The organism is Croceibacterium segetis, assembly GCF_011320115.1.
Classification (GTDB): Bacteria; Pseudomonadota; Alphaproteobacteria; order Sphingomonadales; family Sphingomonadaceae; genus Croceibacterium_B; species Croceibacterium_B segetis.
Genome location: NZ_JAANOZ010000002.1, coordinates 309,932 through 323,023, shown reverse-complemented (window position 1 = coordinate 323,023; position 13,092 = coordinate 309,932). Strand labels below are relative to the sequence as shown.

Below are 13,092 nucleotides of genomic sequence, written 5' to 3'. Positions count from 1 at the left end.
GGCTAGCCGGCACCGGGCCGGCGGTAGAGCACCGAGCCGCCGTTGCGCGCGATCGCCTCCCAGCCGGCCAGCGGCCTCGGCGTCCCGCTCCACAGGACCCACAGATAGGAAATCGCCGCGGGCACTTGTTGCACCTGGTCGACGACACCGGAACGCCCGCGGCACGCGCGCTCGTAGACGATCTGCGAATCGTCGGCACGGAACCGGCCGGCGGAAGGGTTATGGACCTTGAGCAGCTGTGCGCCGGGGATATCCCACTGGTCGTTTGAAAAAGCGTGGCGCCGCGCGACGGCGTAACCCGAAAGATGCGTCCAGCGGTCGATGGTCCACTGCATCGGCGGCGGGCAGCGCAAGGCGCGGAAGGTGACCATTTGCGCGTGCCGCGGCAACGCCTCGAGCACCTTCAGTTCGTTGGCCGAGCGATTGCCGAGCTGCCATAGGCTGATCGTGTTGCCGATCAGCCGCGCCCCGGCAAACAACGCGGCCATCGCGAACAGAGCTTGCGGCAGCCTAACCGGGCCGCGGCCCGAAAAGCCGACCGCCAGCAGCGCGAACACCAGCGCCGGCTCGATCAGCCGCTGGTCGGCAAAGAAGGATCCAAGCAAACGGTGGGGGACGACGATCACGCAGACCGCGGTGATCAGGGCCGCCAGCGCAAGGCCGCGGTTGAGCCGGGTCCGGCCACTGATCCACGACCAGACGATCACGACGGCAACGATCGACAGCGAGACAATGTCGAAGTGATGCCACTGGTCGCGGAAGACCTGGAGCAACTCGTCGAACTTGTCGGCCATCAGGAAGAAGCCGGAGTTCTTGCCGCTTCCCCCCGCCGGCTCGAAAGCCAGCAGCTTGATGACCCACGGCAGCAGCAGACAGCTCAACGGGCCGATGCTCGCGACGGCAGCGGGCATCAGCGCGCCCTTACGTTCGCGCTGGCGTGTCAATTCCTGCGAACCGGCGGCGATGCACAGCAGGCTCCAACCGACCAGATGGCAGACCCACGTGATCGTCGCGATCACCGCGAAGGCCGCCCAGCGGTGCCGGATCGCGGCACCCGCGCTCATAGCAATCCACAACGCCAGGCTGCACCACAACAACCCTAGCGCGAGCATGTAGTTGAGAAAGCCGTACAGGGTGGAGTGCGCGTAGACGAGCGGGAGCGCGAAGATCGCGAATGGGGTGACGCGACCGTAAAGGACCCGTGAGGTGGCGAGTATCCCAAATGCCTGCAGGAACACCGCGAGCATGACGATGGCCCTTACCGCCGGCTCGAGGCCAATCAGCGGGCCGAGCGCTTCGACGAGCAGGTCCGCGCCGAGGTTCGGCAGCAACTGCCACGAGAACGAGTACCATCGCACCAGTTGCGGGTCGCGGCCGGCGTCGAGTTGCACGGCGTAGCGGCCGATGTGGCCGCCGAGATCGGCCAGCGGCAGGACGGGCGGCAGCAGGAGCGGCAGCGTGACGAGGGCCGCCAGGCCGACGATTAGCGCGTAATGGCCGGAAAGGAACCGAACAGGCGCGGGGCGTGCTGCCGCATCGGCCGCCGAAATCGTTGCCGTCGAACTGCTCAAGATCCGTCAGCCCCGGTCCGCCGGACCCACGAACACCAGCCGGCTGGTGATGAGATAGAACGTGGCGGCAAAGACCAGCACGCCGGCCAGTTGCACGAACGGGTTGTCGATGAAGCCGAGGGTTCGCCCCGTTGCGACTGCCGCCAGGTTCGCCGCGTAAGCTGCCCCCCAGGCAAGGACGAAGCCCACTGAATCGCGCGGCAGCGATCTGGTCCTGCCGGCAAACGTCCAGCCCCGGTGCAGCACGAACGAAAGGGCCAGCCCGCAACCATACCCGAGGGCATTGGAGGCAAAATCCCCGAGGCCGGCGAACAGGGCGCCATAAATGACCGCCAGTCCGACGGCTGTGTTAACGACGCCGACAATCCCGAAGCGCCAAATGCGCGAGGTCATGGAGAACCGACGAGCATATATTGCGCCCCAAGCGGCACTGGGGAGAGCGACCATTCGAGCGGCCGCAACGCGGACAGCAAGCGCGGAAAGAACACCCTGAACCGCCGCTCGACCCGGCCGAACCCTGCCGATCGCAGGCGGCGCACCATCTCGGGAGCGGCGATCAACACGGCATTTTCGTCGAACGGGCAGTTGCGCACGGCCTGAACTGTCAGCGCATTCCACGGGTTGTGCTCGTAAAGCACGAAGCGACCGTCCGGGGTGAGCACACGCCGTATTTCCCCCAGCAGGGCTACGTGCTCCGCGGCCGGAATGTGGTGGAACACGCAGGCGGTGAAAACGACGTCGAACGTGCTGTCCTCGAACGGGATTGTTCGCCCATCGTAGCAGCGCAAATCGGTGCCTTCGCGCGCGACCTTGCGACAAACCTCGAGCGACTCCGCGGATACGTCGATCCCGCTGATCTGCGCACCGGGAAAGGCGCGCTGCATCGGCGCGAGCGAATTGCCTATGCCGGCGCCGAAATCGAGTATCCGCGCCGGCATTATGCCGTTGAGCTCGCACACGCGGACCAGATCGTCGATCTTGTACTGCGAGAAGTATTCCGGCTCCTCGCCGCTGAGCGCGATCGAGCTTTCGTGCTGCTGCGCATAAGTCGAAGCGTGCCGGTCGAATTCCGCGCTAGCTTGAGAGGGCACGCTGGAGCCCTTCCGTCTCGGCGCTTGCGCCGGCGGCCATGTCCGGCTGCTTGTAGACTTCGTCCACCAAGTACAGCGGCCGCTGCTTCGCTTCCATGTACATCCGCCCGAGATATTCGCCGAAGATGCCGAGCATCATCAACTGCATGCTGCCGAGGATCAGGATCAGCGCCGCAAGGCTGGTCCAGCCGAGCACGACGCCACCGGAAAGCCACGACACGCCGACCCAGACGAGCGCAAGCAGGCCGGCCACGCCGAAGCCCATGCCGAGCAGCGAAGCGAAGCGCAGCGGGATGGTCGAAAAGCTGGTGATCGCGTCGATGGCGAAGCGCAGCATCTTGCGCACCGGATAATGGGTCTCGCCGGCGAAGCGCGGATCGCGCTCGTACTCGACGGCAATCTGTTTGAAGCCGAGCCAGCCGACCATGCCGCGGACGAAGCGAAACCGTTCCGGCATGGCGTTGAAGTGCGCCACCACCCGGTGCGTCATCAGGCGGAAATCGCCGGTGTCGCGGGGGATCGAGACGTCGACCACCGCGCTGAGCAGGCGGTAGAACAAGTTGGCAGTGGCGCGCTTGAATACCGTCTCGCCGGCACGCGCGATACGCTGGCCGTAGACGACGTCATAACCTTCGCGCGCCTTGGCGAGCATTTGCGGCAGCAGCTCCGGCGGATCCTGGAGGTCGGCATCGAGAACGAAGACATAGTCGCCGCGAGCGAGCTTAAGGCCGGCGGTGAGCGCCAGCTGGTGGCCGTAATTGCGCGACAGCTTGACCCCGACAATGTTGGGCGAGGCGTCGGCATGGCCGGCGATGATCGCCCAGCTGCGATCGGTCGAACCGTCGTCGACGAGGACGATTTCAAAGTTGGCGCCGAATTCGGCCTCGCAGACGGGAATTGTCCGGGCGAGAAGCGCGTCGAGCCCGGCCTCCTCGTTGAAAACCGGCACGACGACTGACAGCTCACGCTGGACGGCGCCGATTTGCGGATCCTTCATGGCCGGCAATCCCTTGTGGAACGCACTCGAATACAAAGAAATCGGCGCCGAGCAAGGTGAAACCTAGGCCGGGTGCCGCGCGCGATCGCGATCGACCACCGTCGTCGCGGCGACGTCCATCGTGACGTTGCACACGGTCTTGATCATGTCGGGCACGGTTTCGGCGACAATCACGATGGCGAGAAATTCGGGCGGGATGCTCATCACCGCCAAGGCGGGCGCGGCGGTAGCGGCCAGGGTCGCCTGCGCCGGAATGCCGACCGAGCCGATTTCCATCAGCGTCTTCACCAGGCCGGCCACGAACAGCAGCGCCAGCCCGTGCGGCAGGCCGTAAACGATCGCGCCGTAAGCTCCGTAGAACACCGCCGAGGTCGACGAGCTGTTGCGCATCAGGGCGACAATGAGCGGCAAGGCGACATCGGCCGCGGGCTCGCGCACGCCGATCTCGCGCGCCGCGGCGATGCCCAGCGGCAGGCAGGCTAGCGAGCTACGGGTACTGAAGGCGACCGCCTGCACCGGCAGCAGGGCGCGGGCGAATTTGCCGAGCGGGGCGCGACCGGCGAGGGCCGCCACCAGGTAGGCGAACGCAGTGAGGATCAGCATCAGAAGGCTGTAGAGCGCGACGTAATGCGCGATGCCCCACAGCAGCGCCGCACCGGCGTTGCTGGTGGCCACCAGGATGAAGCCGGCGACCCCGACAGGCGCCAGCGCGATGACCCAGCCGACGACCAGGAACATCGCGGCGGCGAGGCCCTCCAGCACCGCAATGATGGCGGCGCTGCGCTCCCTCCCGATCCGCGCCAGCGCGGCGCCGAACACCAGCGCGAAGACCACCACCGGCAGCAGCGAGCCGCTCGCCGCGGCGGAGACGATGTTGGTCGGGACCATGCCGAGGATCATGTCGGCGACCGGCAAGTGCGCCACGTCGACAGGCGTGCCGCCCGCGCTGCGCATCGCCGCGGCGATCTCCGGCGTGACCGGGGAAATGGCGAGAAGGATCGGGGTGAAGACTAGCCCGACAACGATCGCGAGAAGGTAGAGCGCGAGCAGTGTAACGATTGCACGCCGCGCCACACCTTCGCTGTCGGTGAGGCCGCCCGAGCGCACGAAGGCGGTCGACAGCAGCGCGAATACCAGCGGCAGGATCGTCATCTGCAACGCCGCCAGCCACAGCCGCGCGATCACGTCCGCGCTTGCAACTACGGCGTCGCTCCACCCGGCGGTCCCGGACGAAGGCAGGGCCAGCCCGACCGCCGCGCCGAGCACGAGCCCGACGACGATCCAGCCGGCAAGCGGCAGCTTGAGCAGGCGGCGTGGAGATTGAATCATTGAAACGACGCTGGCAGCTTTTACTGCTCGTGGGAAAGCGTTTTCTGCTCGCGAAATCCGACAAAATGGGCGCCACGAGGGCGCCCACTTCGTCATCGCTGTCGACGCGTTCAGCCCTCGACGTGCTCCGCCAGCACCGTTAGCCCATTGGCGCCGACTTCGGCGAAGCCGCCGCGGACTTCGATGCTTTCGGGCGCCGCGCCTTCGGTGCGGTAGATCTGCACCGCGCCGTCGCGGATGGTCGACATCACCGGGGCGTGGCCCTCAAGCACGCCGAACTCGCCCTCGGTGCCGGGGACGACCACCATGTAGACATCCTCCGAACGGACGAGCCGGGCCGGGGTGACGAGTTCGAAATGGAGGGCCATCGGACTCAGGCTTCCTCGGCCATCTTCTTGGCCTTCTCGACCGCCTCTTCGATGCCGCCGACCATGTAGAAGGCGCTCTCCGGCAGGTGATCGTATTCGCCGTCGACGACCGCCTTGAACGAGGCGACCGTGTCTTCGACCTGGACGAACTTGCCGGGAATGCCGGTGAACACTTCGGCGACGTGGAACGGCTGGCTGAGGAAGCGCTGGATCTTGCGCGCGCGGGCGACGATCAGCTTATCTTCTTCACTAAGTTCATCCATGCCGAGAATGGCGATGATGTCCTGCAGCGACTTGTAGCGTTGGAGCGTCTCCTGCACCCGGCGCGCGGTCTCGTAGTGCTCCTGGCCGACGACCGAGGGGGTCAGCACGCGACTGGTCGAGTCGAGCGGGTCGACCGCCGGGTAGATGCCCATTTCCGAAATTGCGCGGTTGAGCGTGGTGGTCGCGTCCAAGTGGGCGAACGAGGTCGCCGGCGCGGGGTCGGTCAGGTCGTCCGCGGGGACGTAGATCGCCTGCACCGAGGTGATCGAGCCCTTGTTGGTCGAAGTGATGCGTTCCTGCAGGTTGCCCATGTCGGTCGACAGGGTCGGCTGGTAGCCCACCGCCGACGGGATGCGCCCGAGCAGTGCCGACACTTCCGAGCCCGCCTGGGTGAAGCGGAAGATGTTGTCGACGAAGAACAGCACGTCCTGACCTTCCTCGTCGCGGAAGTATTCGGCCATCGTCAGGCCCGAGAGCGCGACGCGGGCGCGGGCACCCGGGGGCTCGTTCATCTGGCCGAACACCAACGCGACCTTGGAACCTTCCGGGGTCGGGTTGCCCTCGGCGTCCTTGGCGATGACGCCCGCGTCGAGGAACTCGTGGTAGAGGTCGTTGCCCTCGCGGGTGCGCTCACCCACGCCGGCGAATACCGAGACGCCGCCGTGGCCCTTGGCGATGTTGTTGATCAGTTCCTGGATCAGCACGGTCTTGCCGACGCCGGCGCCGCCGAACAGGCCGATCTTGCCGCCGCGCGCATAAGGCGCGAGCAAGTCGATGACCTTGATGCCGGTGACGAGGATCGCGCTCTCGGTCGACTGGTCGACGAAGGCCGGCGCCTGCGCGTGAATCGGGGCGGTCTTCTCGGCGTTCACCGGTCCGCGCTCGTCGATCGGCTCGCCGATCACGTTGACGATGCGGCCCAAAGTCATCGGGCCAACCGGGACCGAGATCTGCTTGCCGGTGTTGGTGACCGATTGGCCGCGGGTGAGGCCCTCGGTGGCGTCCATTGCGATCGTGCGCACGGTGTTCTCGCCGAGGTGCTGGGCGACTTCGAGCACCAGCCGGTTGCCGTTGTTGTCGGTCTCGAGCGCGGTCAGGATCGCCGGCAGGTCGCTTTCGAAAGTCACGTCGACGACGGCGCCGATGACCTGGGCGATCGTGCCGTTGGTGGTCAGGTTGGGCTTGCTCTTAGTCTTGGCGGCGGTGGCCATGGTATTTTCCTTGGTCTGAAACTTACAGCGCTTCGGCGCCGGCGATGATTTCGATGAGCTCGGTGGTGATCGCGGCCTGGCGGCTGCGGTTGTACTGGATGGTCAGCTTCTGGATCAGCTCGCCGGCGTTGCGGGTGGCGTTGTCCATCGCGGTCATCGAGGCGCCTTGCTCGGACGCCTGGTTTTCGAGCAGCGCGCCGAAGACCTGGGTCTTGAGGTAGCGCGGCAGCAGCTCGGCGAGGATTTCCTCCTCGTCGGGCTCATACTCGACCGCGGCAGTGCTGGTGTCGGCGACTTCGGGCGCCGGCACCGGGATGATCTGCACCCGCGTCGGGTCCTGCGTCAGCGCCGACTTGAAGGTGCTGTAGAACAAGTGGGCGACGTCGAACTTGCCGGCTTGGAACATCTCCATAAGCTCGGCGACGATACGCTCAGCCTCGGCGTAGCCCGGCTCGCGCACCTCGGTGGTGTCGAACATCTGGGCGATGTTGTTCGGGTACGCCCGGCGGATCGGCGCGCGGCCTTTGCGGCCGACGAGGTAGAAGTCGACGTCCTTGCCCTCGGCGCGAAGCTCCTTGGCCTTGAGCAACGCCGCGCGGACGATGTTCGAATTGAACGCGCCGGCGAGGCCCTTGTCGGAGTTGGCGACGACCAGCATGTGACGCTGGTCCTTGCCGGTGCCGGCAAGCAGCTTGGGGGCGCCCTCGCGGCCGATGACCCTGCCGGCGAGGCTGGCCATGACCGCATTCAGGCGCGTGGCATAAGGCCGCGCGGCCTCGGCCGCGGCCTGCGCCTTGCGCAGCTTGGCCGCCGCGACCATCTGCTTGGCCTTGGTGATCTTCTGGGTCGACTTGACCGAGTTGATCCGACCCTTGAGTTCCTTGAGCGAGGCCACCGGCTATCCCTTAAGCGAACTGCTTGGCGAACGCGTCGAGCGCCTTGACCAGCTTGCCCTTCGTCGCGTCCTCGAACGCCTTGGTGTCGCGGATCTCGGCGAGAACGTCGCCGTGCTCGGCGCGCATGAAGGCGAGCATCGCGGCTTCGTATTCGGTGACCCGCTCGACCGGGATCGAGTCGAGATAGCCGTTGGTGCCGGCGAAGATCGACACGGTCTGCTCCTCGAACGGCATCGGCGAGAACTGCGCCTGCTTCAGCAGCTCGGTCAGCCGCGCGCCGCGGTTGAGCAGCTTCTGCGTCGAGGCGTCGAGGTCGCTGCCGAACTGGGCGAAGGCGGCCATCTCGCGGTACTGCGCGAGCTCGAGCTTGATCGAGCCGGAGACCTTCTTCATCGCCTTGGTCTGTGCGGCAGAGCCGACGCGGCTGACCGACAGGCCGACGTTGATGGCCGGACGGATGCCCTGGTAGAACAGGTTGGTCTCGAGGAAGATCTGCCCGTCGGTGATCGAGATCACGTTGGTCGGAATGTAGGCCGAGACGTCGCCCGCCTGGGTTTCGATGATCGGCAGCGCGGTGAGCGAGCCGCCGCCGTTGGCGTCCGACATCTTCGCCGCGCGCTCGAGAAGGCGGCTGTGGAGGTAGAACACGTCGCCCGGATAGGCCTCGCGGCCCGGCGGGCGGCGCAGCAGCAGCGACATCTGGCGGTAAGCGACCGCCTGCTTGGAAAGGTCGTCGTAAACGATCACGGCGTGCATGCCGTTGTCGCGGAAGAATTCGCCCATCGTGCAGCCGGTGTAAGGCGCGAGGTACTGCAGCGGCGCCGGCTCGGACGCCGTCGCGGCGACGATGATCGAATATTCCATCGCGCCGTTCTCTTCGAGCGTGCGGACGAGCTGGGCGACGGTCGAGCGCTTCTGGCCGATGGCGACATAGATGCAGTAGAGCTTCTTGCTCTCGTCGTCGCCGGCGTTGAGGCCCTTCTGGTTGATGAAGGTGTCGATCGCCACGGCGCTCTTGCCGGTCTGGCGGTCGCCGATGATCAGCTCGCGCTGGCCGCGGCCGATCGGCACCAGCGCGTCGAGTGCTTTGAGCCCGGTCTGCACAGGCTCGTGGACCGATTTGCGCGGAATGATCCCGGGCGCTTTGACCTCGACGCGCTTGCGCTCGTCGGACACGATCGGGCCCTTGCCGTCGATCGGGTTGCCGAGCGCGTCGACCACGCGGCCGAGCAGGCCCTTGCCGACGGGAACGTCGACGATGGTGCCGGTGCGCTTGACGCTGTCGCCTTCCTTGATCTCCGAGTCCGAGCCGAAGATCACGACGCCGACGTTGTCGGCCTCGAGGTTTAAGGCCATGCCCTGCACGCCGTTGGCAAACTCGACCATCTCGCCGGCCTGGACCTTGTCGAGCCCGTGGATGCGGGCAATGCCGTCGCCGACCGACAGCACCGAACCGACCTCGCTGACTTCGGCCTCGGTGCCGAAGTTGGCGATCTGGTCCTTGATGACCTTGGAGATTTCAGCGGCGCGGATTTCCATTTTCAGCCTTTCATCGCTTGCGCGAGGGAATTGAGACGAGTGCGGATCGAGCCGTCGATCCGCTTCGAGCCGACCGTGACGACCAGCCCACCGAGCAGGTCGGGGTCGACGCGAGTCTTGAGCTTGACGGTGCGCCCTTCGCGGGCGCGGAGCTTCTGTTCGAGCGTGGCGATCTGCGCGTCGGTCAGCGCGTGGGCGCTGGCGACCTCGGCGGTCACTTCGCCGCGCTGAGCGGCGGCGATCGCGTGGAAGGCGCGGATCATCGCCGGCAAGTCGCCGATGCGGCGGTTGTGGGCCAGCACGCCGAGGAAGTTCTGGGTGAGCTCGGCGAGGCGGAGGTAGTCGCCCATGCCGGTGAGCACCCGGCCGATTTGCTCGCGGCTGACCTCGGGATTCCTGATCAGCGCGCGCAGCTCGCCCGATTCGGTGAGCGCTTCGGCCAGTTTGTCGAGGTCGGACTCGACCGCGGTGACCGTGCCGGCCTCGCTGGCGAGATCGAACAGGGCACTGGCGTAACGCCCTGCCAGGCTAGCCTTGATACCGGCGGAAAGCTCCACGCGAGGGGGTCCTCTTGGGTCAGAAGAAACAGAATTTTCGCCTGCCTTCGCGGGCGCGCAGAAGCGGCCCCGGCAAGGCTGGCGCGCCCCTATCATCGGCTTTGCTGCGATGCAACCCGAGTCCGGCGAAGCTTGTCGGGCTAAGCCGCGATCAGGGCCTTCGCCCGGTCCAGCCGCGCTCGCGAATGCTGCCGACGTGGCTCGTGCTCACGGGCAGGCGGGGACCGTCCGGCAAGACCACGCGCCAGCCGCGGCCTTCGCGCTCGACCGCGGTGACCGCCGCGTCCGCGACCCAGCAGCCGCGGTGGATTCGGCAGCCTTTGAGGTGCGCGACTTGCGCCAGCGCGTCACCGAAGCGCGCGGTGAAAAGTGGGGCGCGTCCGTCGGCGAGCCGGAGGCGCACATAATGGTCCTCGGCTTCGATCGCCCACAAAGCGTCCTCCGCGAATCCCAGCGACCGGATCGCAATGCGCTCGACCGGCGACTCTGCGGGGGTTTCGATCGGACCAACAGGGCCGGCTCTATAGAAGTGGCGGATGGCCAGCGTCAGCGCCGCGCCGCTGACCCAGCTTATCGCCAGCGCCGACAAGTAGGTGGCCAGAAACTCGTCCCACGGCAGGAGGGGGCGCATTCCGAGCGCGAGACGGGTCTCGAACGGCAGCGGCAGGTTTAGCAGGAGTCCACCGGTGGCGATGGCCAGCGGCCAGCCGAGGCGGCGGCGCGCCAGCGCGAACCAGCCATGCCACTTCATCGCATTCCACAGGATCAGCGCGGTCCAGAAAGCGAAGCGCGGTCCGGCTTCAAGCTGGTGCGTCCCGAACGCCCCGCTCAGCGATGCGACCACGATCAACGCGGCGTAAGCGACGAGGGCCGGGCCAATACTGTCCGGCGCGCGCGAATCGCGCTTCGCGACGCGCGGGGCGCGATCCGCGAATTCGCCGTTGCCCTCTCGGAGGGGCGCGATGTTAGCCGAATTTGCCATGGACGCAGGCTGGCAGCGGCGGCTTCTCGCGGCAAGAGTTGATGTGGGAGGTGTTTCGATGAAGGTTCGTCTAATTCTTGCCGCGGCGCTCGTGGCGTCGCCGATAGCGATGTTGGGCGCCCAGAGCGCACCGGCCGGAGCGCCGGTCAGCCGCGACCCGGCGGCGATGGTCAAGGCGGAGGCCGAGGCGATGGCGCGGCTGAAGTTTATGGACGGCGCCTGGCGCGGCCCCGCCGTGACGCAAACGCGCGCCGGCGAACGGCGGGTGACCCAGACCGAGCGTATCGGGCCGATGCTCGGCGGCACGATCAAGGTGATAGAGGGGCGCGGCTTTTCCGATGGGCAAGATGTCGGCTTCAACGCCTTCGGCGTCGTGTCCTACGATGCGCAGAAGCAGGCTTACGAGTTCCGCAGCTATGCCCAGGGTTACGCCGGTACATTCCCGTTCGAGGTTACGCCGACAGGCTACGTCTGGAGCACCCCGGCGGCGGGCGGCAGCGTTCGCTATACCGCGACTATCACCGCTACCAGCTGGAACGAGGTCGGCGACCTGATCGCCGTAGGCAAGCCGCCGGTGCGCATCTTCGAAATGAACCTCCAGCGCATCGGTGATAGCGACTGGCCCGAGGCAGGGGCGCTGACCGCCAATTAACCGCCAGACGGGGCCTGCTCGGCGCAGTGATAGACCAGCCGCTCGTTCGGCTGGGCGGGCAGCAGCGACAATACCGCCGTCTGCTCGGTCCCGAGCGTCCTGGCGGCGTCCGCGCCGGCGCCGCACGCCGGAGCCTGGAACTTGCCGCGCGCCGCGCGCACCTTTGACAGCGCGTCGCTGTCGAGCAGGTAGCGGTCCATCCGATACTCGCCGGTCGCGGGATCGAAAGTGTTGACGGAAACGCTGGCTTCGCTCTCCGGGGCGAACACCCGGGTCCAGGAGCCGCCCGAGAGCCCATACTGGGTGCGGCCGTTGACGCAGCCGTCGTCTTTCCAGTCGAACGGCACGGTCTGGTTGGCGGCCCCGATGATCCGGCTGCGCTCGGGAACGAGCGTGCAGACCAGCGCGCCCGCCGGCTGCGGAGTGGGAATTGCGCCGTGGTCGTCAGCGGTCATTTCCTGGCGCAGCAGGTCCTGCAGGCGATCGTCGCCCTCGGAAAAGCCCGGGCGCGACACCCAGGCCAGAGCGGCGCCGGCCAATGCGACCACCGCCACCGCCGCGCCGATCTTCATCCGCTTGTTCTCGCCATCGTCGTAGGCCAGCCAGGCAAAGCCGGCGCCACCGAGCGCAACGACCATCAGAACCAGCGCCAGTGCCATGCCGTTGTCGCGTTCGTCGAGAATCTGGAAATCGATCTTGCGGCGGGCTTCCTCCCGCCGTTTGGCGAGCGATTCTTCCTCGGCGCGCGCCTTCGCTTCGCCGGCGATCTTCTGCTCCTCCGCGCGCTGGCGCTCTTCGGCGTTGAGGTCGGACAGGCTGCGGCAGGGCTGGTCGTTGATTTGCGGGCTGATGTCGTTGGCGCGCAGGAACGGCAGCAGTTCGCGTGTGGAGATCGCGAAATAGAACCCGGCTTCCGCAGAGGCGGTCTCCGCGCCGAAGCTGTTGACGCCGATCACCCGGCCACACGAATCGAGCAGCGGGCCGCCCGAATTGCCGCGTGCGATCGGCGCGGTGTGCAGCAAGGTGTCGAACTGCCGGCTCGGGCGACGCCCGGCAAGCGAGCCGCTCGCTTCGACCGGCGGCTGGGCGCGGAACAAGTCGGCCATGTTCAGACCCTGCGCGCGGTCGACGTTCTGCGGATAGCCGACCGCCACGACGGCGCCGGATTCGGCGTTCGGATTGCCGGCGATGGTCAGCGGCGGCAGGTGCATCGACTTGGTCGTGGCCACGAGGGCAAGGTCGTTGCGCTGGCTGACCGCGACCAGCCGGCCATAGACCGCCTCGCCGCCGTCCGAAGGCACGATGCCGATGAACAGGTTGGGATCTTTCTGGGCCTGTTCGACCACGTGCGAGTTGGTGACCACCCTCTCGGGCGTGACCGCGAATCCGGTGCCGTGCGAGACCGGCACCAGCTGGTCGCCGTCCTTTTCGACGATGATCACCCGCACCACGCCGCGGGCCGCCGCGTCGATGTCCGACGGGTCGGCCTGCGCGGGCAGCGCCGCGAACAACGCAAGACAGGCGAGCAGGGCGCTGGGGAGACGCAACATTCGGCGCCTCTACGGCAGTGGGGGTTTTGAACGCAAGCGGCGGGAAGCGCGGCGGGGCCGGGCGTGGCAAAGGCGGGTCATCAGG

The 13,092-nt window shown here is 66.9% G+C and carries 13 protein-coding genes; 1 reads left to right on the top strand and 12 read right to left on the bottom strand.

Features of this window, described 5'->3' with window-relative positions:
- Window positions 1–2 precede the first annotated feature (2 nt).
- The 11 genes from G7B69_RS03450 to G7B69_RS03400 all read right to left on the bottom strand — a co-directional run bounded on the left by G7B69_RS03450 (window position 3) and on the right by G7B69_RS03400 (window position 10,805).
- Complete coding sequence (locus G7B69_RS03450; protein ID WP_166176090.1) at window positions 3–1,571, bottom strand: hypothetical protein; 1,569 nt, start codon at window positions 1,569–1,571, stop codon at window positions 3–5.
- 6 nt (window positions 1,572–1,577) lie between these two features.
- Window positions 1,578–1,964 carry a GtrA family protein gene (locus G7B69_RS03445; protein ID WP_166176088.1) on the bottom strand — a complete coding sequence of 129 codons (387 nt, stop codon included), beginning with the start codon at window positions 1,962–1,964 and terminating at the stop codon, window positions 1,578–1,580.
- Window positions 1,961–2,662, bottom strand: coding sequence for a class I SAM-dependent methyltransferase (locus tag G7B69_RS03440; protein WP_166176086.1), 702 nt, complete (start codon window positions 2,660–2,662; stop codon window positions 1,961–1,963). The genes G7B69_RS03445 and G7B69_RS03440 overlap by 4 nt, the downstream gene beginning before the upstream one ends.
- A complete protein-coding gene (locus tag G7B69_RS03435) occupies window positions 2,646–3,659 on the bottom strand; it encodes a glycosyltransferase family 2 protein (protein WP_166176084.1) in 1,014 nt (337 codons plus the stop codon). Before G7B69_RS03435 ends, G7B69_RS03440 begins: the two co-directional genes overlap by 17 nt.
- A gap of 63 nt (window positions 3,660–3,722) precedes the next feature.
- Window positions 3,723–4,988 carry a dicarboxylate/amino acid:cation symporter gene (locus G7B69_RS03430; RefSeq protein WP_166176082.1) on the bottom strand — a complete coding sequence of 422 codons (1,266 nt, stop codon included), beginning with the start codon at window positions 4,986–4,988 and terminating at the stop codon, window positions 3,723–3,725.
- A 110-nt stretch (window positions 4,989–5,098) separates the two neighbouring features.
- Window positions 5,099–5,356 carry an ATP synthase F1 subunit epsilon gene (locus tag G7B69_RS03425; protein ID WP_166176080.1) on the bottom strand — a complete coding sequence of 86 codons (258 nt, stop codon included), beginning with the start codon at window positions 5,354–5,356 and terminating at the stop codon, window positions 5,099–5,101.
- 5 nt (window positions 5,357–5,361) lie between these two features.
- Window positions 5,362–6,831, bottom strand: a complete 1,470-nt coding sequence (atpD, locus tag G7B69_RS03420; protein ID WP_166176078.1) for a F0F1 ATP synthase subunit beta — start codon at window positions 6,829–6,831, stop codon at window positions 5,362–5,364.
- Between the two features lie 22 nt (window positions 6,832–6,853).
- On the bottom strand, window positions 6,854–7,726 hold the full coding sequence (locus tag G7B69_RS03415; protein ID WP_166176076.1) for a F0F1 ATP synthase subunit gamma: 873 nt from the start codon (window positions 7,724–7,726) through the stop codon (window positions 6,854–6,856).
- A gap of 10 nt (window positions 7,727–7,736) precedes the next feature.
- Complete coding sequence (atpA, locus tag G7B69_RS03410; protein WP_166176074.1) at window positions 7,737–9,266, bottom strand: F0F1 ATP synthase subunit alpha; 1,530 nt, start codon at window positions 9,264–9,266, stop codon at window positions 7,737–7,739.
- A 2-nt stretch (window positions 9,267–9,268) separates the two neighbouring features.
- Entirely contained in the window at window positions 9,269–9,823 is a 555-nt protein-coding gene (locus G7B69_RS03405; RefSeq protein WP_166176072.1) for a F0F1 ATP synthase subunit delta, read from the bottom strand.
- Window positions 9,824–9,974: 151 nt separating this feature from the next.
- The gene (locus tag G7B69_RS03400; RefSeq protein ID WP_166176070.1) at window positions 9,975–10,805 is read right to left on the bottom strand and encodes a LytTR family DNA-binding domain-containing protein; all 831 of its coding nucleotides are present in this window, start codon (window positions 10,803–10,805) and stop codon (window positions 9,975–9,977) included.
- A gap of 58 nt (window positions 10,806–10,863) precedes the next feature.
- On the opposite strand from G7B69_RS03400, the gene G7B69_RS03395 reads away from it, so the two are divergent.
- Window positions 10,864–11,457, top strand: coding sequence for a DUF1579 domain-containing protein (locus G7B69_RS03395; RefSeq protein WP_166176068.1), 594 nt, complete (start codon window positions 10,864–10,866; stop codon window positions 11,455–11,457).
- On the opposite strand, the gene G7B69_RS03390 is transcribed toward G7B69_RS03395, so the two are convergent.
- Window positions 11,454–13,007 (bottom strand): S1C family serine protease, encoded by a 1,554-nt coding sequence (locus tag G7B69_RS03390; protein ID WP_166176066.1) that lies wholly within the window; start codon window positions 13,005–13,007, stop codon window positions 11,454–11,456. The two genes, G7B69_RS03395 and G7B69_RS03390, sit on opposite strands and share 4 nt — an antisense overlap.
- Between the last annotated feature and the right edge of the window lie 85 nt (window positions 13,008–13,092).

Bases quoted from the DNA above. Each gene is read 5' to 3' on its own strand.
- atpA (WP_166176074.1), bottom strand. From the start codon at position 9,266: ATGGAAATCCGCGCCGCTGAAATCTCCAAGGTCATCAAGGACCAGATC.
- G7B69_RS03425 (WP_166176080.1), bottom strand. From the start codon at position 5,356: ATGGCCCTCCATTTCGAACTCGTCACCCCGGCCCGGCTCGTCCGTTCG.
- G7B69_RS03435 (WP_166176084.1), bottom strand. From the start codon at position 3,659: ATGAAGGATCCGCAAATCGGCGCCGTCCAGCGTGAGCTGTCAGTCGTC.
- G7B69_RS03430 (WP_166176082.1), bottom strand. From the start codon at position 4,988: ATGATTCAATCTCCACGCCGCCTGCTCAAGCTGCCGCTTGCCGGCTGG.
- G7B69_RS03445 (WP_166176088.1), bottom strand. From the start codon at position 1,964: ATGACCTCGCGCATTTGGCGCTTCGGGATTGTCGGCGTCGTTAACACA.
- G7B69_RS03390 (WP_166176066.1), bottom strand. From the start codon at position 13,007: ATGTTGCGTCTCCCCAGCGCCCTGCTCGCCTGTCTTGCGTTGTTCGCG.
- G7B69_RS03400 (WP_166176070.1), bottom strand. From the start codon at position 10,805: ATGGCAAATTCGGCTAACATCGCGCCCCTCCGAGAGGGCAACGGCGAA.
- atpD (WP_166176078.1), bottom strand. From the start codon at position 6,831: ATGGCCACCGCCGCCAAGACTAAGAGCAAGCCCAACCTGACCACCAAC.
- G7B69_RS03395 (WP_166176068.1), top strand. From the start codon at position 10,864: ATGAAGGTTCGTCTAATTCTTGCCGCGGCGCTCGTGGCGTCGCCGATA.